The sequence below is a fragment of the Burkholderia sp. BCC0097 genome (assembly GCF_902832985.1).
In the GTDB taxonomy this organism is placed as follows: domain Bacteria; phylum Pseudomonadota; class Gammaproteobacteria; order Burkholderiales; family Burkholderiaceae; genus Burkholderia; species Burkholderia orbicola.
Genome location: NZ_CADFDM010000006.1, coordinates 307,088 through 326,950, shown reverse-complemented (window position 1 = coordinate 326,950; position 19,863 = coordinate 307,088). Strand labels below are relative to the sequence as shown.

Genomic DNA, 19,863 nt, shown 5'->3' with positions numbered 1-19,863 from the left:
CCTTCGGCGCGTGTTACGCGGTGCGCAGCGCGGGATGGAAGCCGGCGGCCTCGATGATCGACTGCACGCGCTCGGCGCCTTGCGCCGAGTCGACCTTGACGATCTTCGCCGCGACGTCGATGTCGAGCTTCGCGGCGGGGTCCGCGGCCGTCACCGCGCGCGTGATGGCGTTGGCGCAGCCGCCGCAGGTCATGTCCTGGACTTCGAATTCCATCGTGTTCTCCCGGGTTGATGGTTGACGAGTAGGTTCAGCATGAAGCTTGCCATGGTGGGAAGGTCAAGCGCCACATGAGGCGACGTGCATCGCATCAGTCATTTGTAATGCTGAGGTCTGACGAATCTTCATTCGCGTGCGCGCGTCAGTCCGAATTTTTCCCGATTGACGACCGCCCGTTATCGGCGAAATCCGGCGGAGCCTTGCGTGGCAAAGGGCGTGCGGGATCGACTGCCCACGATCTCCCTGGGCGGAGTAAGGGTACTTCGAGGTGAAAATGCGAATCGATCTTAGTATCGATTCCCTTCGATATTTCAAATCATTACGCACATGACCCGTTTCGCTCTCGGTTTCGCGCTGGCCCTGCTGGGCGCCTCGGCAACGTCCGCCTTCGCTGCCGACGACGTCGTCAACCTGACGTTGAAGGACCACAAGTTTTCGCCCGATGGCGTGACGATTCCCGCTGGCAAGAAGGTGAAATTCGTCGTGAAGAACCTCGACGCGACGCCCGCGGAATTCGAAAGCGACGACTTCAAGGCCGAGAAGGTCGTGCCGGCCGGCAAGTCGGTCGAGATCCTGGTCGGGCCGCTGAAGGCCGGGACCTACGAGTTTCACGACGAGTATCACGAAGCGCAGTCGAAAACGCACCTGACCGTCAAGTAAGCCGATACCGACATGCTGTCTACCGCCCTGATCGTCTTTCGTGAAGTGCTCGAGGCCGCGCTGGTGGTTTCGATCGTGATGGCCGCCACGAAGGGCGTGCCGCGGCGCGGCTGGTGGGTGGGCGGCGGGCTGGTCGGCGGCGTGGTCGGCGCCGGCCTGATCGCGGCGTTCGCCGACGTGATCTCGCAATGGGCTTCGGGCATGGGCCAGGAAGTCTTCAACGCGGGCGTGATGTTCGTCGCGACGCTGATGCTCGCGTGGCATTGCATCTGGATGAGCCGGCACGGCCGCGAAATGGCGCTGCACATGGGCGAGGTCGGCCGGGCGGTCGCGGCTGGCAGCCGGCCGCTGACCGGGCTCGCGATCGTGGTCGGCGTCGCCGTGCTGCGCGAAGGCTCCGAGGCCGTGCTGTTCCTGTACGGGATCGCGGCGGGCGATCCGGGCCAGACGCCGCAGATGATCGCCGGCGGGCTGCTCGGCGTGCTCGGCGGGGCGGGGCTCGGCTACGCGATGTATGCGGGCCTGCTGCAGATTCCGTTGAAGCGCCTGTTCTCCGTCACCAACGGACTGATCGTGCTGCTCGCCGCAGGCATGGCGAGCCAGTGCGTCGGCTTCCTGCTGGCGGCCGGCCTCGTGCCGTCGTGGGGCGATGCGGTCTGGGACACGTCGTGGCTGCTCAAGGAATCGAGCATCGTCGGCAAGGCGCTGCATACGCTGATCGGCTATACGGCGCGGCCGGCAGGCATCCAGATCGCCGCGTACGTCGCGACGCTCGTGGCGATCCTCGTGCTGGCGCGGCTCGTCGGCCGGCCGCAGCAGACGGTGAGGCCGCCGCACGCCGCAGCGTGAGTGTTTCCCGGTTCGAATGAAAGGAGGGGCGTCATGGACGCCCCTTCTTTCATTTGCGGTGCGCGACGCGCCTGCGCTCGGTCAGCTGTGGTTGTCGATCCACGCGCGCGCCCATTCGAGCCCCGCATCGCGCGCATCGTCTTCGGTGTCGAACACGCCGAGCACGCCCGACGCCTCGACGAGCCGGTTGTTCTGCGTGATCGTGCCGCTCGCCGCGAAGCGCTCGGGCTGCATGATCTCGTCCTGCTGCAGGATCGCGTGGCCCCAGATCTGGTAGCCGTGGTAGGTCTGCGCTTCCATTATCGAGTCACCTCCGCGGAGCGGCCGTGCGTGCCGACCTGCAGCACGTTGCCGTCCGGCGTGTATTGACGCGGGATGTCGGAGAAGGTGAGCGCGCGCGTCGCGTCCGGTGCGGCCGGTTGCATCACCGTGAGGCGCCCGGGCGCGGGTTGCGCGACGGGGCGCGGGGCGGCCCGGGTTTCGGTCGCGGTGGCGGCCGGGCGATGCGAGCCCGCTTTCACGGCCTGCGCGACGCGGCGCTTGGGTGGTTTCGCGGCGGCTTTCGGCGTGGCGCTCGCGTGCTTCTCCGCGCTCTTGCCGGTGCGCGTGTCGGCGCCCGGGCGTGCGGTCGGCATACGGGCTGCCGGCTGCCGCGCCTCGGGCGGGTTCCAGACCTCGACATAGTGCTCCGCGGCCCAGCCCGTCGACGCGAACGTCAGCGCCAGCAATCCGCATCCAAACAGTCTTACCATTGTCTCTCCGTCATATTCGTTGCGGCGCGTCCGGTCGGGGCCGTGCAGGGGCATTCGGGGAAGCCGGCTCAGGAGAACACCTCGAGCCCGTGTTTCTCGACGATCTGGAGCATGCGCGCGGCGATGCCGCTCGGCCGCTTGTCACCCTGTTCCCATTGGCGGATCGTCGATGTCGTCGTGTTCAGGTAGAGCGCGAACACGCTCTGGCTGACGTTGACCGACTTGCGGATGCGGGCGATCGCTTCCGGATCGAACTGCGGCGCGGCTTCGATGCAGAGATCGTCGTATTCCCGCATCGTCTTCTTGTCGATCAGTTGCGCACGATACAGGCCGGACGCGGCGCTGTGGATCGCCTCCGTCGCATCGCTCTTGAATCGACTCTTAGCCATCGGAAATCTCCACAAGCTCTTTCAGTGCGACCAGCGTCGCGATGCCGCTGTCGGTGTGTCGGCCGACATCCGCCGCGAGCTTTCTGAAGGCGCGCAGTTCGTGTGCGTCGATGTCGTCGCGGTCGCATTTCGCGAACAGGAACACGAACACCCATGTGTGCCCGACCTTGCCCAGCACGATCCCGCGTTGCCGATTCCCGTCGAGGCGCTTCTTCCAGACGTTGCCGCCGAGATCGACGCCCTGGCCGCGGGCCAGTTCCCGCACCGCGCGGCAGAGCTCGCCATCGGCGATTCCCGCTTTCCCGGCTGCCTTGTGAAACCACTTCGTCTTGAAGACGCGTCGTACGGAAGCAGACATGTCGAGCCGGTCGAGTTAGCACAGGATTATATACCACTACGTGGTACATATTTCGACCTGGCCAAACGGCCTGCCTCACACCCGCAAGCGGTCGGGAGGGCCCGGCGAGGGGCCATCCCGTCGCCGCGTATTACTCCACCGTCACCGATTTCGCGAGGTTGCGCGGCTTGTCGACGTCGGTGCCGCGCGCGCACGCGGTGTGATACGCGAGCAGCTGCAGCGGCACGACGTGCAGGATCGGCGACAGTTGCCCGTAGTGCTCCGGCATCCGGATCACGTGCAGGCCGTCGTCGTTGACGATCTGCGTGTCGGCATCCGCGAACACGTACAGCTCGCCGCCGCGCGCGCGCACTTCCTGCATGTTCGACTTCAGCTTCTCGAGCAGCGTGTCGTTCGGCGCGACCGTGACGACCGGCATCGCTTCCGTGACCAGCGCGAGCGGCCCGTGCTTCAGTTCGCCGGCCGGATAGGCCTCGGCGTGGATGTACGAGATTTCCTTCAGCTTCAGCGCGCCTTCGAGCGCGATCGGGTAGTGCAGCCCGCGGCCGAGGAACAGCGCGTTTTCCTTGCGCGCGAATTCCTCCGACCACGCGATGATCTGCGGCTCGAGTGCGAGCACGCTGTTCAGTGCGGCCGGCAGGTGGCGCAGCTCCTTCAGGAATTGCGCTTCCTGCGCGGCGTCGACGTGCCCGCGCAGCTTGCCGAGCGTCGCGGCCAGCACGAACAGCGCGACGAGCTGGGTCGTGAACGCCTTCGTCGACGCGACGCCGATCTCGGTGCCCGCGTGCGTCAGGAACTGCATTTCGGTCAGACGCACCATCGCGCTCGTCGCGACGTTGCACACCGCGAGCGTGTGCGTGTGGCCGAGCGACTGCGCATGTTTGAGCGCGGCCAGCGTATCGGCCGTCTCGCCCGACTGCGAGATCACGAGCACGAGCTGGCGCGGGTTCGGCACCGACTCGCGATAGCGGTATTCGCTGGCGATCTCGACCTGGGTCGGGATCTTCGCGATCGATTCGAGCCAGTACTTCGCGGTGAGGCCCGAGTAGTAGCTCGTGCCGCACGCGAGGATCAGCAGGCTGTCGATGTCCGCGAACGCGGCGGGCGCGGCCTCGCCGAACAGCGTGGCGTCGAAGGCTTCCGTCTGCGGCACGGTGTCGCCGATCGCGCGCGGCTGCTCGAAGATTTCCTTCTGCATGAAGTGGCGATAGGGCCCGAGCTCGACCGCGCCGCCGTACGCGCTGACCACGCGGATTTCACGCTGCGCGGTGGCGCCGTGGCGATCGACGATCGTCACGCCGTCGAGCGACAGCTCGCACACGTCGCCTTCCTCGAGGAAGGTGAAGCGGTCGGTGCTGCCCGCGAGCGCGAGCGCATCGGACGCGAGGAAGTTCTCGCCGTCGCCGTGACCGACGACGAGCGGCGAACCCTGGCGCGCGCCGACGACGGTGTGCGGCTGGTCCTTGTGGATCACGGCGATCGCGTATGCACCGTGCAGCTGCTGCACGGCTTCGCGCACCGCGTCGAACAGGTTGCCGCGGTACAGGCTGTGCACGAGGTGCGCGATCACTTCGGTGTCGGTCTGCGACACGAATTCGTAGCCCTTCGCGCGCAGCGATTCACGCAGCGGCTCGAAGTTCTCGATGATGCCGTTGTGCACGAGCGCGAGCGCGTTCGACGAGAAGATCGGGTGCGCGTTGTGCGTGACGGGCGCGCCGTGGGTGGCCCAGCGCGTGTGCGCGACGCCCGTCGTGCCTTCGAGGTGCGTCTCGCGCACCTGCGTGTCGAGATCGGCGACGCGCGCGACGCTGCGCGCGCGCTTCGGTGCACCCGGCTCGAGCACGGCGACGCCGCACGAGTCGTAGCCACGGTATTCGAGGCGCCGCAATCCTTCGATCAGCACCGGAACGATGTTACGTTGCGCAACTGCGCCGACAATGCCGCACATGAATGGTCAATCCTGTCAGTCGAAGCGGGCGCCGCGGGCGCCCGCAAAAGGTTCAGCTCTTTTTCTTGACCGGGCGGACGTAGCCGCTCTTCGCGGTCTGCGTCTTCTCGTTCAACGCAAGGACGCCCTCGGCGACGTCCTTCCAGATCGTCGTGCCGGCGGCGATCGTCACGCCGCGGCCGACGCGCACGGGCGCGACGAGCTGCGTGTCGGAGCCGACGAACACGTCGTCCTCGATCACGGTGCGGAACTTGTTCGCGCCGTCGTAGTTGCAGGTGATCGTGCCCGCGCCGATGTTCACGCGCGCGCCGATGTCGGCGTCGCCGATGTACGTGAGGTGGTTCGCCTTCGAACCGTGGCCGATCACCGCGTTCTTCACCTCGACGAAGTTGCCGACGTGCGCTTCGTCCGCGAGCTGCGCGCCGGGGCGCAGCCGCGCGTACGGGCCGATCACGGTGTTCGCGCCGAGCGCGGCGCCGTCGATGTGCGTGAACGCGTCGATGCGCGTGCCGGCGCCGACCGACGCGTTGCGGATCACGCAGTTCGCGCCGATCGTCACGTTGTCGGCGAGCGTCACGTTGCCTTCGAACACGCAGTTCACGTCGATCGACACGTCGCGGCCGCAGCGCAGCGTGCCGCGCACGTCAATGCGCGCCGGATCGGCGAGCGTGACGCCGTCGACGAGCAGCGCATCGGCGACGTTGCGCTGATGGATGCGTTCGAGCTCCGCGAGCTGCGCCTTGCTGTTCACGCCGAGCGTTTCCCATTCGTCGTCGGGCTGCGACGTGACGACCTCGAAGCCGGCCTCGATCGCGAGTTCGACGACGTCGGTCAGGTAGTACTCGCCCTGCGCGTTTTCGTTCTTCAGCGCGCCGAGCCACATCGACAGCTGCGCCGTGGGCGTGACGATGATGCCGGTGTTGATCTCGGCGATCTTCAGCTCTTCCGGCGCCGCATCCTTCTGTTCGACGATGCGCGTGACGAAACCGGATGCGTCGCGCACGATGCGGCCGTAGCCGGTCGGGTCGTCGAGCGTGACGGTCAGGATCCCGTAGCGGCCGTCGCGCGCGGCATCGACGAGGCGCTGCAGCGTCGACGCACGGGTGAGCGGCACGTCGCCGTACAGCACGAGCGTCGGTTGCGCGGGATCGAGGAGCGGCAGCGCCTGGCGCACCGCATGGCCGGTGCCGAGCTGCTCGGCCTGCACCGCGAACTGGACGTCGGGTGCGGCGACCGCGGCCTGGACCTGCTCGGCGCCGTGGCCGACGACGACGACGAGCCGGGACGGCTGCAGCGTGCGCGCGGTGTCGATGACATGGGAGAGGAGCGGCCTGCCGGCCAGCGGGTGAAGCACTTTCGGCAGCGCGGAACGCATGCGCTTGCCGGTGCCTGCCGCCAAAATCACGATATTCATGGCGCGCGCGTGGGTCAGAGTTCGAAGCCGACCATTTTAGCATGCGGCCCTTGTCGCTCCGGGCCGGTCGCGGCGGGGCGACAACGCCGAAACGAGGCCGCCGGCCCCGGTTTCGGCGGGTGTTCGGCCCCTGCTTACAGGTCGTCGAACTGGACGATCGAGATCGGTTGGGACGCGCCCGGCGCGGCCGCGTCGTCGCCCGATGCGCACGGTTCCTCGTCGAACGCGATGTCGCCTTGCGGATCGGCCTCGCCCGTCGCGCGCAGCGACTGGAACGGGTACAGCGTCGTGTCCATCAGGTGCGACGGCACGACCTTCGCGAGCGCGTTGAACATGTTGTCGACGCGGCCCGGGAAGCGCTTGTCCCAGTCGCGGATCAGCGCCTTCATTTCCGCGCGCTTCAGGTTCGGCTGGCTGCCGCACAGGTTGCACGGGATGATCGGGAATTCGCGCAGTTCCGCGTATTTTTCGAGATCGGTTTCCTTCACGTACGCAAGCGGGCGGATCACGATGTTCTTGCCGTCGTCCGACTGCAGCTTCGGCGGCATTCCCTTCAGCTTGCCGCCGTAGAACATGTTCAGCAGCAGCGTCTGCACGATGTCGTCGCGGTGATGGCCGAGCGCGATCTTGGTCGCGCCGAGCTCGCCGGCCACGCGGTACAGGATCCCGCGGCGCAGCCGCGAGCACAGCGAGCAGGTCGTCTTGCCTTCCGGCACGAGCCGCTTGACGATGCTGTAGGTGTCCTGGTTCTCGATGTGGAACGGCACGCCGACCTGCTTCAGGTATTCGGGCAGCACGTGCTCGGGGAAGCCCGGCTGCTTCTGGTCGAGGTTCACCGCGACGATGTCGAAGTCGATCGGCGCGCGCTCGCGCAGGCGCAGCAGCACGTCGAGCATCGCGTAACTGTCCTTGCCGCCCGACAGGCACACCATCACCTTGTCGCCCTGCTCGATCATGTTGTAGTCGCCGATCGCCTGGCCGACCTGGCGCACGATCCGCTTGAACAGCTTGTTGTTCTCGTACGCTTCCTTCTGCTCGCGGCGCGTCAGCGCGGGGCGGCCGGCCGGCGCGGCCGCGTCGTCCAGCGTGGCGGCGTCGGCCGCCGTGTCGTTCATGTGGGGGGCGTTCATGCGCGCTCCTCGTCCTTGATGCGAAAGACTTCGACGCCGACGGCGTCGCAGTCCGGATAGGCGTCCGGTTTCTCGGTACGGACGCGTACCGCGCGCACGGTATCGTGCGCCAGCAGGTGCGCGGCGATCGAATCGCACAGCGTTTCCTGCAGGTGGATGTGGCCGCGCGCCAGGCTCTGCGCGACGCTCTGCTTCATCAGGTCGTAATCGACGACTTCGTGCAGCCGGTCGTCGACCGGGGTGGACAGCGCGAGCGGCACGAACAGGTCGATGTTGATGACGACGCGTTGCTCGCCGCGCTTCTCGTGTTCGAAGGCCCCGATGTTGATGTGCACCTCGTAGTCGCGCAGGTAGAGCCTGCGGCAATCCGCGAGGCGGGGGTGCAGGAGAGCGGAAAACATGGTCGTCCCAGTCAAATTGGCGTGCGCGCACGCAAAGCGGCGCGGGCGGCGGCGCTCAGGCCGCGCCCGCGCGGTTCATTCATTCGGGCCGGCGGCGGGCGGCACCAGGTGCTCGCCGCCGTCGACGGTCAGCGTCGCGCCCGTCACGCCGGGCGCGCTCGCGAGATAGCAGGCGGCCGCCGCGATGTCGTCCGCGTGCGGCGCGTGGCCGCGCACGAGCGCCGCGACCCGCACCTTCGGTGCGAGCGCCAGCGCGAGCGCCGACGTCGCGCGGTTCAGCGCGGCCTGCATCAGCGCGTGCGACAACTGCGCTGGTGCGGGGTGAAACAGGGCCTGATCCAGTACGTGGATCGCGCACGCGCGCAGTGCTTCATGCTCGCGCGCGGCGTCGGGCGTCGCATCGGCGAGCGCGCGGGCCAGCGCGAGCGGCGCCGTCACGTTGCGCGCGAGCGCAGCGGCGAGCGACGCGCCGTCCACCGTGTGCGCGTCGTCCGCGCCGGCGCTGGCGCTGACGAACACCGCGCACGCGGGCCGGCCGAGCGCTTCGCCGCATGCGGCGACGAGGGCCGCGGCATCGGCTTCCAGGGCCAGGTCGGCGTCGAGCACGGCCGCGCGGCGGCCTAGCGCCGCGACTTCGGCTACAAGCGCGTCGGCGGCCGCGCGCGGCGCGCCATGGCCGCGCTGCAGCGCGACGTCCCAGCCGCGGCGGGCGAAACCCGTCGCGAGCGCGCGGCCGATCGACGCGGCGTCGGCCGCGCTGCCCAGGGCGCCCGTGACGAGCACCACGCGTGGGGTCGACGTATCGGCTGAAACGGTCATTTACAATGCCGGGATGAACCCGAAAGCTCACGAACCCGCTAGTTTACCTGCTCCCGGCCCCGACGCGCTCGCGCAGTCCGAAACCCTCGCCGCCCAACTGCGCGACGAGATCGCGGCGGCCGGCGGCTGGCTGCCGTTCGACCGCTTCATGGAGCGCGCGCTGTATGCGCCGGGCCTCGGCTATTACAGCGGCGGCGCGCGCAAGTTCGGGCGCCGCGCCGACGACGGCAGCGACTTCGTCACCGCGCCCGAGCTGTCTCCGCTGTTCGCGCAGACGCTCGCGCAACCGGTGGCCGAGGCGCTCGCGGCGAGCGGCACGCGCCGCGTGATGGAATTCGGCGCCGGCACCGGCAAGCTCGCGGCCGGGCTGCTCGCGGCGCTCGACGCGCTCGGCGCCGAACTCGACGAATACCTGATCGTCGATCTGTCCGGCGAGTTGCGCGAACGGCAGCGCGACACGATCGCAGCCGCGGTGCCGGCGCTGGCCGGCAAGGTGCGCTGGCTCGACGCACTGCCCGAGCGGTTCGACGGCGTCGTGGTCGGTAACGAGGTGCTCGACGCGATGCCAGTGCGCCTCTTCGCGAAGGCGAACGGCGCGTGGCGCGAGCGCGGCGTCGCGCTCGACGCGCGGCACGCGTTCGTGTTCGACGACCGGCCGGTCGGCGCAGCCGGCCTGCCGGCGGTGCTCGCGACGCTCGACGTCGGCGACGGCTACGTGACCGAAACGCACGAGGCCGCGCTCGCGTTCACGCGCACCGTCTGCACGATGCTCGGCCGCGGCGCGGTGCTGCTCATCGACTACGGTTTTCCGGCGCACGAGTACTACCATCCGCAGCGCGACCGCGGCACGCTGATGTGCCACTACCGTCACCACGCGCACGACGACCCGTTCGTCTACCCGGGCCTGCAGGACCTCACCGCGCACGTCGAATTCACCGGCATCTACGAGGCGGCGGTCGCCACCGGCGTCGACTTGCTCGGCTACACGTCGCAGGCGCGCTTTCTGTTGAACGCGGGCATCACCGACGCGCTGGCCGCGATCGACCCGTCCGACGTCCATCAGTTCCTGCCGGCCGCGAACGCGGTGCAGAAGCTGATCTCGGAAGCCGAGATGGGCGAGCTGTTCAAGGTGATCGCGTTTTCGCGCGGGATCGACGGCACGCTCGACGCGTTCGCGCGCGGCGACCGCTCGCACGCGCTCTGACGGGCCAGGGCCTGTTTCCATATGGAACGCACATGCTCCGCTGGCTATTGACGACGTTCATCGCGGTGATGATTCTGACGCGCTGCTGGCCGTGGCTCGGCAAGCTCGGCATCGGGCGGATGCCGGGCGACGTCACGCTGACGCTCGGCGGGCGGCGCTACCCGTTCCCGTTCATGTCGACGCTGGTGCTGACGATGCTGGTCTCGATGGTGGCGCGGCTGCTCTGAGCCGAAGACGGCGCGGCCGGGCCGCGGCGCGCGCATGACAGTTCGCGCGTTACAGCTCGATTTCGCCGAGGATCCGGTGCGCAAGCGCCTTCGCTTCCTCGAACGCTTCTTCCTCGCTCGAACTCGTCGTGTGAACGTCGTAGCGCATGTTCTCCGTCTCGTCGCCGTCGTCCCGCGCGAGGATCACGTAGCCCTGAAACTCGCCGTTGTCCGCGCGGTGCGTATGCGCCTTGGCCGTATAGATGCCTTTGGTGAACGTGTTCGTGTCCATCGTGCTCTCCCGCGAAAAGGACACTTCATCGTAGCACTGCGGCGCAACATGTACAGCGCCGCTTATCGGTGACCGATCGGCGATCGGCCACCGTACTGCCCGCGTCGTGCCTTCAACGTCCCTTCACCCTTCGAGCAGCGCGACGATCTCGTCGAGCGTCGGCGCGTGCGCGCCCGTGTGCCGGCACGCGGCGGCGCCGGCCGCCACCGCGAACGCGAGATGCTCGCGCCAGCCGCGCTGCGGTGCGGCCATCAGGCTGAACAGCAGGCCGCCGATCGACGCGTCTCCCGCGCCGACGGTGTCGGCCACCTCGACGCGCGGCGGGCTGGCCTCGTGCACGTCGCCGTCGGCGTAGAGCGTGGCGGCTTGCGCGCCGCGCGTGACGAGCACCGCCGCTCGCGGGTTCAGCGCGCGCACGGCCGCGATCGCGTCGGGGCCGTCGCCGCCGAACAGGTGCCGCAGATCTTCGTCGGACACCTTGATCAGGTCGGCGAGGGCGGCCATCTTCTCCAGCGTCGGCCGGTACGCGGCCGTCATCAGGTTCCGCACGTTCGGATCGAAGCTGATCTTCACGCCGCGCGCGTGCAGGTCGGCCGCGAGCGCGGCCAGCGTGCCCGCGAGCGGTTCGCGCACGAGGCTGATGCAGCCGAAATGCGCCCATTGCACGTGCTCGGTCCAGCCGGCCGGCAGCCGCGCGGGATCGAACGCGAGATCGGCGCTCGCTTCGCCGATGAAGAAGTACGCGGGCGGGCGCGTCTCGTGGACGATCGCGAGCAGCGGCGGCCGCGCGACCCGTTGCAGGAAGCGCAGGTCGAGCCCGGCCGCTTCGCTCGTGTGCCACAGCACGTCGGAGAAGCAGTCTTCGCCGATCGAGCCGGCGAGCGCGCTCGGCACGCCGAGCCGGGCGACCGCGCGCGCGACGTTCCAGCCGGCGCCGCCCGGCACCGACGTCCACTGCGCGTCGCCCGCGCGCACCATGTCGGTCAGGATGTCTCCCGCCGACACGAAAGCCGGAAACGTGCCGCCGCTCATTGCGTCGGCTCGCTGCGTTGCATGCGTGCGAGGGTCGCGAGCACGTCGTAGCAGGCGCCCATCGTGTGATAGTCGGTCTTGCCGGCCGGGCTCTTCTCGTCGCTGTACTTGCGGTTGTCGCAGGTGAGGATCCGGTACCACGCGCCGTAGCGGTGATCGACGAAATGCGCCCAGCTGTAGCGCCAGATCTCGTCGTACCAGTCCCAGAAGCGCTCGCTGCCGGTGCGCGCGCCGAGCATCGCGGCCGCCGCGAAGGTTTCCGCCTGAACCCAGAAATACTTGTTGTGGTCGCAGATCGTGAAGTCGGGGCCGAAGCCGTAGCAGAGGCCGCCGTGATCGGCGTCCCACGCGTGCGTGAGCGCCGCGTCGAACAGCTCGGCCGCGCGCGGCGCGAGCCAGTCGAGCGGGCGGTGCCGCTCGAGGATCAGCAGCAGCTTCGCCCATTCGGTCTGGTGCCCGGGCTGGAAGCCCCACGGCCGGAAGATGTTCGAGCTGTCTTCCTTGTTGTAGTCCCAGTCGACCGACCAGTCCGCATGGTAGTGCTCCCACACGAGGCCGCCCGACAGCGCGGCCTGGCGCTGCGTGATGTGCGAGGCGAGCTTTTCCGCGCGATCGAGGTACGTGAGGTGGCCGGTCGCCTCGTAGGCGGCGAGCAGCGCTTCCGTCATGTGCATGTTCGCGTTCTGGCCGCGATACGACGACACGATCCAGTTCGGCGTCGCGTCGTCCGCATACAGGCCCGCGGCCGCATCCCAGAAGCGATGCTCGGCGAGCTCGTAGGTGGCGGCGATCAGCGGGCGTGCTTCGTCGATGCCGGCCATCGTCGCATGCGCGGCCGCGAGCAGCACGAACGCGAGCCCGTAGCAGTGACGCGTGCCGTCGAGCGTCGCGCGCTTGCCGCCGTCGCGCCAGTCGAGCTCCCAGTCGTAGCCCTGCAGCGCGTCGTCCCAGTGCGCGTCGCGCAGGAAGCGCAGCCCGTGGCGCGCGTAGTCGAGGTGGCGCGGATCGCCGAAATGGCGGTACGCCATCGCGTAGTTGAAGACGAACCGGCAGGTGCTGACGAGATGGCGCGACGTGCGGTTGTAGATGCTGCCGTCGTCGCGGAAGTAATGGTAGAAGCCGCCGGTCGGGTCGAATGCGTTGGTCGCATAGAAGCGCAGCGTGTCTTCAATGTGCGACAGCAGGAACGACGGATCGCGGAAGCTGGCGACGAACGGTACGGCTGGCGTGTGGGCGGCCGGCGCGGCCGTGCAGGGTTGGACCGGGGGCATGTTCATGATTCGGTGGCCGTTACGGTATCGAGTGCCGGGGAGCCGGCGGGCTGGCTGCTGGCCCGCACGATCAGCTCGACGGGCAGGGAAATCTCGGTGCGCTCGGGCGCTTCGGCGAGCAGCAGCTCGACGCCGCGGCGGCCGAGCGCTTCCTTGTCGACCGCGAGCGTCGTGAGCGGCGGGTTCGCGTGCGCGGCGGCCGGGATGTCGTCGAAGCCGACGATCGCGATGTCGTCCGGAATCCGCAGGCCGCGCGCGATGCACACGCGCTGCGCGGCCAGCGCGGCCGCGTCGTTGTACGCGAACACGGCTTCGGGCCGCGGGCCGGGCGCGTCGAGCAGTTGCTCCATCGCACGCGCGGCGCCGGTGTCCGGGTCGAGTCCCGCGTCGATCGTCACTTCGTACGCGGGATCGAACAGCCGCCCGGCTTCGAAGAACGCGCGCCGGTAGCCGATCGCGCGCTGCGCGATGCTGTAGTGCGCGGCCGAGCCGCCGATGAAGGCGATCCGCGAGCGGCCGGTGGCGAGCAGGTGGCGCATCGCGAGCGCCGCGCCCGTCGCGTTGTCGATGTTGACCGAGCGCAGCCCGGGCGCCCACAGGTCGATCAGCACGAGCGGCCGGCCGGTGGCGGCGAGCGCCTCGATCGTCTCGGGCTCGATGAAGCCGGCGACCGCGATCGCGTCGGGCGCGTGCGGGCGCATCTGGCGCAGCACGTCGTCGTTCGGGCCGACCGTGAGCAGCGTCGGCACGATGCCGCGCTCGCGGCAGGCGTCCTCCACGCCGTGCAGCACGTGCGAGAAGAACGGGCTCGCGGGAAAGCGGTTGTGCTGGCGGTGCAGCAGGAAGGTGAGCCGGCGGATGCGCGGCCGCAGCTGGGCGGGATCGTAGCCGAGCTGCTGTGCGATCCCGACGATGCGCGCACGCGTGGTTTCGGACAGGCCGGGCTGGTTTTTCAGCGCGCGGGAGACGGTGCCGATCGAGACCTCTGCTGCCCGCGCCACATCGCGAATGGTCGTACCCATCGTTCGGGGTCTGGTTTGTTTAGGTTGAAAGCGATTGTATAGTAAAACGTATGGCGGAATTCGGGCCGGATAACCGGGGAATACCCGCGAATAACGGGTTTTTTAAGCGCTAATCTGCGAAAACGCCGTTACTAAAAATACTAAACAAAACGCGAAAAAGGCAAGGTGGGGGTGCGCTGTCTGGGGGCGCGGATGGCGTCGCCGGAAAAGGGCCGCAGTTCGGCTGCGGGACGGTGGCGAGCGTGAGGGCGCGGCGCCCTTGGCCTACGCGCGTGACGACGACGTGCCGTTGCGCACCGGCCGAACCTTGCGCTGCCTCCGCATCGGTCCGTCGCACGATGTGCAGGTGCTTTTCCGTGCGTCCCCGGCGACTGCGCGCCGTTCAGCCTGCCGCCGCCATGGCCGGCGGTTCGCCGCGATCGCGCAGCGCGGCGCGGCCGGCATCGAGATCGACGACCGCGAGCCCGTCCGGCTGCTGCTTCGCCCGCCGCTTCGCGAGCGCCGCGACCGACGCGATCTCGTCGCTGCCGTAGCGTTTCGCGCCGTGCGCGCCGGCCGGCACGCCGACCGCGCCGATCGCCATCGTCACGAAGCCGAAAAATGCCGGGTTGCCGTGGCGGTCCTCGCCGCGCAGCCCGCCCGCCTGCCGGTCGGCCTGCGTGTAGAAGAGTTGCGCGCCGTCGTTGAAGCGCGCGATCGCGTCGGCGGCGCGCTCGCGCCAGTCGTCGCGCTGGAACAGCACGAGGAAATCGTCGCCGCCGACGTGGCCGAGAAAGTCGCGCTGCGGATCGCACACGCCGGCCAGCACCGTCGCGGCGAACTTCAGCACTTCGTCGCCCTGCCAGTAGCCGTACTGGTCGTTGAACGGCTTGAACTGGTTCAGGTCGACGTAGCACGCGTGAAAGCCGGCGTCGCGCTGGAGCAGGCGGTCGATGTGCGCGCTGATCGGGATGTTGCCGGGCAGGAAGGTCAGCGGATTCGCGTAGCGCGCGGCCTCGATGCGCATCTCGGTCACCGTGCGCACGAGGCTCTCGCCGGTGCCGAGCCCGACATAGCGGCCGTGTTCGGTGATCACGAAGCCGTCGGCGAGATAGCGCTGGTCGTGGCTCGCGAGCAGCATCGCGAGCTGCTCGAAGGTGGTCGCGTTGTCGATCATCAGCGGCGCATCGTTCGCGAACTGCAGGCACGGCTTCTTGCCGAACACCTCGCGGTGATACGGCAGCGCGAAGCGGTCGATGAAGCCGCGCCGATTCACGAGCGCGACCGGCCGCCCGCGCTCGACGAGCGCGACCGCGTGCAGGTCGGGCATCCGGTTGAACAGGTCGAGCACGTCGTTGCTGGTCGCGTCGCGCGGCAGCGCCGGGGCGGGCACGAGCATCTTCCCGGCGATCGTGCCGGCCGGCCGCACCGCGCGCGTCACGCCGGGAAACACGGCGATGTGCGGCGCGCGGATCGCGTCGCGGGCGGCCGGCGCGACCACCCGCGACGGCTGCGCGTTCGGCCGGCCGAGCAGGAAGCCCTGCACGCAGCAGATCCCCATGTCGCGCACGACGATCAGGTCGCATTCGTTCTCGATGCCTTCCGCGATCAGCTTCGCACCGCTCGCCTGCGCGAAGTGCTGCATCGCCTTCACGGCTTCGAACTTGAGCGGATCGCGCGCGATGTCGTGGATGAAGAAGCGGTCGATTTTCACGACGTCCGGATGCAGGCGCAGCCACAGGTTCATGCTCGCGTTCGCGGTGCCGTAGTCGTCGAGCGCGAACTGGACGCCGGCGTCGCGCAGCGATGCGACCGCCGGCCCGATGTCCGCGAGATCGGGAATCGCGTTCTGCTCGGTGAGCTCGATCACGATGCGCTCCGCGCCGATCCGCGCGCGGCCGAGGAACTGACGAGCGCGCTCGCGTTCGCTGGCGAGCGTGAGGATGGTGCCCGCGCTGAAATTGAGGAACAGCTTGCCGTCGCAGCCGAGCGCCGCGAACGCGTCGAGGCAGGTGAGCGCGGCGGCCCGTTCGAGCGCGATGGTTTCGCCGTCGCGCGCGGCCTGCGCGAACAGCGCGGCGGGCGGCTCGAGCTCGGTGCCGCGCGGGCCGCGGATCAGCCCTTCGTAGCCGATGACCGTCCCCGACCCGAGGTCGACGATCGGCTGGAACACGGCGGCGAGCGCGCGTTCCGCGATCAGGCGCGTAGTGCGGGCGACAGCGGAATCGGAGGGGAGCGCGGGCATGGGCGAGGGCAGCCGAATCGACGGGACGCCCGGCTTAACGGCACCGCTCGCGGAGAGTTGAATGAAGATTTCGTGACACGAGGGGGCGTTGCCGGTGCATCGCGCCGGGCCCGGGTGGGCGCGCGGTGCGAAGGGGACGGATGGGAGGCGGCGCGTTGAAAGCGGAAAGCGGAAAGCGGAAAGCGGAAAGCGGAAAGCGGAAAGCGGAAAGCGGAAAGCGGAAAGCGGAAAGCGGAAAGCGGAAAGCGGAAGGCGGAAAGCGGAAAGCGGAAGGCGGAAAGCGGAAGGCGGAAGGCGGAAGGCGGAAGGCGGCCTCGCGCCCTCCGACGCGTCAGCGCTTGCCCGTGCTCAGCGCTCCCGACGCGGCTGCCGCTCCGCCCTCGTCGTGCTCGCCGCTCGTGTCGCGTGCGCCCCAGCGTTGCGCGAGCGCCGCGCACGCCATCAGCTGGATCTGGTGGAACAGCATCAGCGGCAGCACGATCGCGCCGACCGCGTTCGCCGAGAAGATCACCTTCGCCATCGGCACGCCGGCCGCGAGGCTCTTCTTCGAGCCGCAGAAGATGATCGTGATCTGGTCCGCGCGGTTGAAGCCGAGCCGCTTGCTGACGAACGCGGTCAGCAGCAGCGCGATCGCGAGCAGCACGAGGTTGACGACCAGCAGGCCGCCGAGCGCGCGCGGCGGAATCTGGTGCCACAGCCCCTCGTTGACGGCCTCGCTGAACGCGACGTAGACCACCAGCAGGATCGAGCCCTGGTCGACGAAGCGCAGCACGCCGCGATTGCGGTCGATCCAGCCGCCGATCACGGGCCGCAGCAGCTGGCCGGCGATGAACGGCACGAGCAGCTGCATCACGATGCTGCCGACGGTGCTCCACGGCGACGCCGTGGCGGCCGACTGCGACGTGATCATCAGCCCGACGAGCGCCGGCGTGACGAAGATCCCGAGCAGGCTCGACGCCGAGGCCGCGCACACGGCGGCCGGCACGTTGCCCTTCGCGATCGACGTGAACGCGATCGACGACTGGACCGTCGACGGCAGCGTGCACAGGAACAGCACGCCCGCATACAGCGTCGGCGTGACGAGCGGCTGCAGCACGGGTTTCAGCGCGAGGCCGAGCAGCGGAAACAGCGCGAACGTGCTGAGCAGCACGACCGCGTGCAGCCGCCAGTGCGTCGCGCCGGCAACGACGGCTTCGCGCGACAGTTTGGCGCCGTGAAGGAAGAACAGCAGGCCGACGGCGAGGTTGGTCGCCCAGTTGAACGCATGGGCGGCCGGGCCGCGGCAGGGCAGCAGGCTCGCGAGCACGACGGTGCCGACGAGCGCGAGTGTGAAGTTGTCGGGCAGAAAACGGGGACGGGCCATCGGGAACTCGATTCGGAAATGGCGAAGGCGCGCGTCGCGCGCGCGGATGGCGTTATTGTCCCGGTTGGCGATTCACTACACAAATTCATTGTGTGAATCGATTGATGAGTCGATTGCATGAGGCGGCGGCCGCCGCCGTTGCCCGGCCGCACTCGAAACCGCAGAAGAATGTTCTGTCGCGACCGCCCGCCGAAGCGAAAAAACCTAGCAGTAACATGGTGTTACACCGATGCCGGCGACATAACACTTTTTGGCTCGACACACTTTCCACCCGCCCATAAATTACTGCTGAAAGCCTTGGGTCGGCCGAAAGGAACCGACGGCGGGCGTCGATGGGCACGGAACGATGACGGAACGGGTGAAACGGAAGATCGGACGATGGGCGGCAGGCGTGCTCGGCGCGCTGCTGATGCCGCTTGCGCTCGCCCAGCCGCCCCATGGCGGTCACGGGTTCGGCGGCTTCGGCGGCGGCGACATGCGCGCGTACGGCCAGCCGGCCGGCGGCCCCGGCGCCGGTCCCGTCTGGCGCCGCGTTGCGCCGCCTGCCGACGTGCGTCCGGGCGGCGTGAGCGGCTCGGGTTCCCGGTGGGGGCTGCGCCCCACGCCGTCGTACGGCCATTACGCCGCGCAAAGCCCGTATCGGCCGATCAGCGCCGAAGTCCGCCAGATGCCGCGCCCGCCGGGCGGCGGCAACGTCCCGCTGCGGGCCGGTTCGATCCGCGCCGACGTCGCCCGCTACAACGAGGAGCGCGGCGGTCGCCCGATGCCGCCGCCCCGCTCGCAGGAAGAGCCTGCACACTCGCCTTCTTTCTCCCCGTTCTACCGAAACTGAGCGCCTCGGCGCTCGTCTTCCTGCCGGCTGATGCGAATTCGCCACAGTCGCGCGCAGATTTCCGCTGATTTTCCGACCGCATTGCGCTATCTTTCGCGCCCGGCACGCGCATGCCACGCCGCCGCCCGCCCGTGCGACCGCGCTCGCGCCGGGTCGCCGCGGTGCATCCGGCCATGGATACATTCCGCGAAGTTAATGCCGGCGCTATACCCGCAATAAGTGTGCGCAATTTTGACCGGACGAATGATCCGTAAAGATGGCTGCGCCCCATACGACGCAAGCACTCGGCTCCAAAAAACAACGCTCGCGCCACTTATCGACTATCCGACAAAACCTGGAGATCCCATGAAAGCATTCGCTCGCCGTGCGTCGCGCACGTCCGTCAAGCTGATCGCCGCGGCCGCCTGCGTGGTGGCCGCCGCACCCGTCCATGCGCAATCGAGCGTCTCGCTCTACGGGCAGGTTGACGAATGGGTGGGCGCCACCAAGTTCCCCGGCGGCGATCGTGCGTGGAACGTGTCGGGCGGCGGCATGTCGACGTCGTACTGGGGCCTGCACGGCGCAGAGGATCTCGGCGACGGCTACAAGGCGATCTTCACCCTGGAGAGCTTCTTCCGTGCGCAGAACGGCCAGTACGGCCGCTTCCAGGGCGACACGTTCTTCGCGCGCAACGCGTACGTCGGCATCAGCTCGCCGTACGGCACGGTGACGGCCGGCCGCCTGACGACGCACCTGTTCCTGTCGACGATCCTGTTCAACCCGTTCTACGACTCGTACACCTTCTCGCCGATGGTGTATCACGTGTTCCTCGGCCTCGGCACGTTCCCGACCTATCCGAGCGACCAGGGCGCGGTCGGCGATTCGGGCTGGAACAACGCGGTGGGTTACACGTCGCCTTCGTTCGGTGGCCTGAATTTCGGCGCGATGTACGCCCTCGGCAACCAGGCCGGCGACAACCGTTCGAAGAAGTGGAGCGCGCAGTTCAACTACGCGAACGGCCCGTTCGCGGCGACCGCCGTGTATCAGTACGTGAACTTCAACAACGGCCCGCAGGACCTGAGCGCGCTCGTGACCGGCATGAAGAGCCAGGGCATCGCGCTGGTCGGCGCGACCTACGACCTGAAGCTCGTGAAGCTGTTCGGCCAATACATGTATACGAAGAACGACCAGGTCGCGGGCAGCTGGCACGTCAACACCGCGCAGGGCGGCGTGTCGGTGCCGATCGGCGTGGGCAACGCGATGGCGTCGTATGCGTATTCGCGCGACGCGGGCGGCCTCGACCAGACGCGCCAGACCTGGGCCGTCGGCTACGACTATCCGCTGTCCAAGCGCACCGACGTCTACGCGGCCTACATGAACGACCACATCAGCGGCCTGTCGACCGGCAACACGTTCGGCGCAGGCATCCGCGCGAAGTTCTGACGCGCACGCGCGATCGGTGCGCCGGACGCGCGCGTCAATCGCGCGTTTTGGCTGCATG

The 19,863-nt window shown here is 68.5% G+C and carries 22 protein-coding genes; 6 read left to right on the top strand and 16 right to left on the bottom strand.

Annotation, left to right across the window (positions count from 1 at the left end; genetic code table 11):
* Positions 1–13: 13 nt before the first annotated feature.
* Positions 14–214 carry a heavy-metal-associated domain-containing protein gene (locus HWX07_RS21970; RefSeq protein ID WP_006477591.1) on the bottom strand — a complete coding sequence of 67 codons (201 nt, stop codon included), beginning with the start codon at positions 212–214 and terminating at the stop codon, positions 14–16.
* 330 nt (positions 215–544) lie between these two features.
* Here HWX07_RS21970 and HWX07_RS21965 point away from each other — a divergent pair, with 330 nt between their 5' ends.
* Positions 545–877: a cupredoxin domain-containing protein gene (locus tag HWX07_RS21965; RefSeq protein WP_006477592.1), complete on the top strand. Its 333-nt coding sequence runs from the start codon at positions 545–547 to the stop codon at positions 875–877.
* Positions 878–889: 12 nt separating this feature from the next.
* A complete protein-coding gene (locus tag HWX07_RS21960) occupies positions 890–1,726 on the top strand; it encodes an FTR1 family protein (RefSeq protein ID WP_175877663.1) in 837 nt (278 codons plus the stop codon).
* A gap of 81 nt (positions 1,727–1,807) precedes the next feature.
* Here HWX07_RS21960 and HWX07_RS21955 read toward each other — a convergent pair whose 3' ends face one another.
* From HWX07_RS21955 to HWX07_RS21915, 9 genes are all read right to left on the bottom strand, one after another.
* The gene (locus tag HWX07_RS21955) at positions 1,808–2,026 is read right to left on the bottom strand and encodes a hypothetical protein (RefSeq protein WP_006477594.1); all 219 of its coding nucleotides are present in this window, start codon (positions 2,024–2,026) and stop codon (positions 1,808–1,810) included.
* Complete coding sequence (locus HWX07_RS21950; RefSeq protein WP_175877662.1) at positions 2,026–2,478, bottom strand: hypothetical protein; 453 nt, start codon at positions 2,476–2,478, stop codon at positions 2,026–2,028. The genes HWX07_RS21955 and HWX07_RS21950 overlap by 1 nt, the downstream gene beginning before the upstream one ends.
* Before the next feature lie 68 nt (positions 2,479–2,546).
* Positions 2,547–2,867, bottom strand: coding sequence for a helix-turn-helix domain-containing protein (locus tag HWX07_RS21945; RefSeq protein ID WP_006477596.1), 321 nt, complete (start codon positions 2,865–2,867; stop codon positions 2,547–2,549).
* On the bottom strand, positions 2,860–3,225 hold the full coding sequence (locus HWX07_RS21940; protein ID WP_175877661.1) for a type II toxin-antitoxin system RelE/ParE family toxin: 366 nt from the start codon (positions 3,223–3,225) through the stop codon (positions 2,860–2,862). The genes HWX07_RS21945 and HWX07_RS21940 overlap by 8 nt, the downstream gene beginning before the upstream one ends.
* Positions 3,226–3,355: 130 nt before the next feature.
* Positions 3,356–5,173 (bottom strand): glutamine--fructose-6-phosphate transaminase (isomerizing), encoded by a 1,818-nt coding sequence (glmS, locus tag HWX07_RS21935; RefSeq protein WP_175877660.1) that lies wholly within the window; start codon positions 5,171–5,173, stop codon positions 3,356–3,358.
* A 52-nt stretch (positions 5,174–5,225) separates the two neighbouring features.
* Positions 5,226–6,587, bottom strand: coding sequence for a bifunctional UDP-N-acetylglucosamine diphosphorylase/glucosamine-1-phosphate N-acetyltransferase GlmU (glmU, locus tag HWX07_RS21930; RefSeq protein ID WP_175877659.1), 1,362 nt, complete (start codon positions 6,585–6,587; stop codon positions 5,226–5,228).
* Positions 6,588–6,721: 134 nt separating this feature from the next.
* Positions 6,722–7,717: a tRNA 2-thiocytidine(32) synthetase TtcA gene (gene ttcA / locus HWX07_RS21925; protein WP_175877658.1), complete on the bottom strand. Its 996-nt coding sequence runs from the start codon at positions 7,715–7,717 to the stop codon at positions 6,722–6,724.
* Positions 7,714–8,118 (bottom strand): dihydroneopterin aldolase, encoded by a 405-nt coding sequence (locus tag HWX07_RS21920; RefSeq protein ID WP_012329363.1) that lies wholly within the window; start codon positions 8,116–8,118, stop codon positions 7,714–7,716. Before HWX07_RS21920 ends, ttcA begins: the two co-directional genes overlap by 4 nt.
* A gap of 75 nt (positions 8,119–8,193) precedes the next feature.
* Positions 8,194–8,937: an SDR family oxidoreductase gene (locus HWX07_RS21915; RefSeq protein ID WP_175877657.1), complete on the bottom strand. Its 744-nt coding sequence runs from the start codon at positions 8,935–8,937 to the stop codon at positions 8,194–8,196.
* Between the two features lie 13 nt (positions 8,938–8,950).
* On the opposite strand from HWX07_RS21915, the gene HWX07_RS21910 reads away from it, so the two are divergent.
* On the top strand, positions 8,951–10,141 hold the full coding sequence (locus HWX07_RS21910) for an SAM-dependent methyltransferase (RefSeq protein WP_175877656.1): 1,191 nt from the start codon (positions 8,951–8,953) through the stop codon (positions 10,139–10,141).
* 32 nt (positions 10,142–10,173) lie between these two features.
* Positions 10,174–10,368, top strand: coding sequence for a DUF2905 domain-containing protein (locus tag HWX07_RS21905; protein WP_011546377.1), 195 nt, complete (start codon positions 10,174–10,176; stop codon positions 10,366–10,368).
* Positions 10,369–10,417: 49 nt separating this feature from the next.
* Here HWX07_RS21905 and HWX07_RS21900 read toward each other — a convergent pair whose 3' ends face one another.
* The 6 genes from HWX07_RS21900 to HWX07_RS21875 all read right to left on the bottom strand — a co-directional run bounded on the left by HWX07_RS21900 (position 10,418) and on the right by HWX07_RS21875 (position 17,551).
* Positions 10,418–10,639, bottom strand: a complete 222-nt coding sequence (locus tag HWX07_RS21900) for a hypothetical protein (RefSeq protein WP_006484657.1) — start codon at positions 10,637–10,639, stop codon at positions 10,418–10,420.
* A 123-nt stretch (positions 10,640–10,762) separates the two neighbouring features.
* A complete protein-coding gene (locus HWX07_RS21895) occupies positions 10,763–11,671 on the bottom strand; it encodes a carbohydrate kinase (RefSeq protein WP_175877655.1) in 909 nt (302 codons plus the stop codon).
* Positions 11,668–12,948, bottom strand: coding sequence for an AGE family epimerase/isomerase (locus tag HWX07_RS21890; RefSeq protein WP_027809428.1), 1,281 nt, complete (start codon positions 12,946–12,948; stop codon positions 11,668–11,670). Before HWX07_RS21890 ends, HWX07_RS21895 begins: the two co-directional genes overlap by 4 nt.
* Complete coding sequence (locus tag HWX07_RS21885) at positions 12,945–13,964, bottom strand: LacI family DNA-binding transcriptional regulator (protein ID WP_175877654.1); 1,020 nt, start codon at positions 13,962–13,964, stop codon at positions 12,945–12,947. The genes HWX07_RS21890 and HWX07_RS21885 overlap by 4 nt, the downstream gene beginning before the upstream one ends.
* A gap of 382 nt (positions 13,965–14,346) precedes the next feature.
* Entirely contained in the window at positions 14,347–16,188 is a 1,842-nt protein-coding gene (locus HWX07_RS21880; RefSeq protein ID WP_175877653.1) for a phosphodiesterase, read from the bottom strand.
* Positions 16,189–16,519: 331 nt separating this feature from the next.
* Positions 16,520–17,551: a bile acid:sodium symporter family protein gene (locus HWX07_RS21875; protein WP_175877652.1), complete on the bottom strand. Its 1,032-nt coding sequence runs from the start codon at positions 17,549–17,551 to the stop codon at positions 16,520–16,522.
* Positions 17,552–17,897: 346 nt separating this feature from the next.
* Here HWX07_RS21875 and HWX07_RS21870 point away from each other — a divergent pair, with 346 nt between their 5' ends.
* The gene (locus HWX07_RS21870; RefSeq protein ID WP_175877651.1) at positions 17,898–18,383 is read left to right on the top strand and encodes a peptide-binding protein; all 486 of its coding nucleotides are present in this window, start codon (positions 17,898–17,900) and stop codon (positions 18,381–18,383) included.
* Positions 18,384–18,728: 345 nt separating this feature from the next.
* Positions 18,729–19,805 (top strand): porin, encoded by a 1,077-nt coding sequence (locus HWX07_RS21865; protein ID WP_175877650.1) that lies wholly within the window; start codon positions 18,729–18,731, stop codon positions 19,803–19,805.
* The last annotated feature ends 58 nt before the right edge of the window (positions 19,806–19,863 follow it).

What these genes read in the sequence shown, in the direction of transcription:
- HWX07_RS21880 (WP_175877653.1), bottom strand. Translation starts at nt 16,188, where the DNA reads ATGCCCGCGCTCCCCTCCGATTCCGCTGTCGCCCGCACTACGCGCCTG.
- glmS (WP_175877660.1), bottom strand. Translation starts at nt 5,173, where the DNA reads ATGTGCGGCATTGTCGGCGCAGTTGCGCAACGTAACATCGTTCCGGTG.
- HWX07_RS21865 (WP_175877650.1), top strand. Translation starts at nt 18,729, where the DNA reads ATGAAAGCATTCGCTCGCCGTGCGTCGCGCACGTCCGTCAAGCTGATC.
- HWX07_RS21870 (WP_175877651.1), top strand. Translation starts at nt 17,898, where the DNA reads ATGACGGAACGGGTGAAACGGAAGATCGGACGATGGGCGGCAGGCGTG.
- HWX07_RS21940 (WP_175877661.1), bottom strand. Translation starts at nt 3,225, where the DNA reads ATGTCTGCTTCCGTACGACGCGTCTTCAAGACGAAGTGGTTTCACAAG.
- HWX07_RS21955 (WP_006477594.1), bottom strand. Translation starts at nt 2,026, where the DNA reads ATGGAAGCGCAGACCTACCACGGCTACCAGATCTGGGGCCACGCGATC.
- HWX07_RS21950 (WP_175877662.1), bottom strand. Translation starts at nt 2,478, where the DNA reads ATGGTAAGACTGTTTGGATGCGGATTGCTGGCGCTGACGTTCGCGTCG.
- HWX07_RS21890 (WP_027809428.1), bottom strand. Translation starts at nt 12,948, where the DNA reads ATGAACATGCCCCCGGTCCAACCCTGCACGGCCGCGCCGGCCGCCCAC.
- HWX07_RS21885 (WP_175877654.1), bottom strand. Translation starts at nt 13,964, where the DNA reads ATGGGTACGACCATTCGCGATGTGGCGCGGGCAGCAGAGGTCTCGATC.
- HWX07_RS21915 (WP_175877657.1), bottom strand. Translation starts at nt 8,937, where the DNA reads ATGACCGTTTCAGCCGATACGTCGACCCCACGCGTGGTGCTCGTCACG.
- HWX07_RS21905 (WP_011546377.1), top strand. Translation starts at nt 10,174, where the DNA reads ATGCTCCGCTGGCTATTGACGACGTTCATCGCGGTGATGATTCTGACG.
- HWX07_RS21960 (WP_175877663.1), top strand. Translation starts at nt 890, where the DNA reads ATGCTGTCTACCGCCCTGATCGTCTTTCGTGAAGTGCTCGAGGCCGCG.
- ttcA (WP_175877658.1), bottom strand. Translation starts at nt 7,717, where the DNA reads ATGAACGCCCCCCACATGAACGACACGGCGGCCGACGCCGCCACGCTG.
- HWX07_RS21910 (WP_175877656.1), top strand. Translation starts at nt 8,951, where the DNA reads ATGAACCCGAAAGCTCACGAACCCGCTAGTTTACCTGCTCCCGGCCCC.
- HWX07_RS21895 (WP_175877655.1), bottom strand. Translation starts at nt 11,671, where the DNA reads ATGAGCGGCGGCACGTTTCCGGCTTTCGTGTCGGCGGGAGACATCCTG.
- HWX07_RS21900 (WP_006484657.1), bottom strand. Translation starts at nt 10,639, where the DNA reads ATGGACACGAACACGTTCACCAAAGGCATCTATACGGCCAAGGCGCAT.
- HWX07_RS21965 (WP_006477592.1), top strand. Translation starts at nt 545, where the DNA reads ATGACCCGTTTCGCTCTCGGTTTCGCGCTGGCCCTGCTGGGCGCCTCG.
- HWX07_RS21945 (WP_006477596.1), bottom strand. Translation starts at nt 2,867, where the DNA reads ATGGCTAAGAGTCGATTCAAGAGCGATGCGACGGAGGCGATCCACAGC.
- HWX07_RS21875 (WP_175877652.1), bottom strand. Translation starts at nt 17,551, where the DNA reads ATGGCCCGTCCCCGTTTTCTGCCCGACAACTTCACACTCGCGCTCGTC.
- HWX07_RS21920 (WP_012329363.1), bottom strand. Translation starts at nt 8,118, where the DNA reads ATGTTTTCCGCTCTCCTGCACCCCCGCCTCGCGGATTGCCGCAGGCTC.
- glmU (WP_175877659.1), bottom strand. Translation starts at nt 6,587, where the DNA reads ATGAATATCGTGATTTTGGCGGCAGGCACCGGCAAGCGCATGCGTTCC.
- HWX07_RS21970 (WP_006477591.1), bottom strand. Translation starts at nt 214, where the DNA reads ATGGAATTCGAAGTCCAGGACATGACCTGCGGCGGCTGCGCCAACGCC.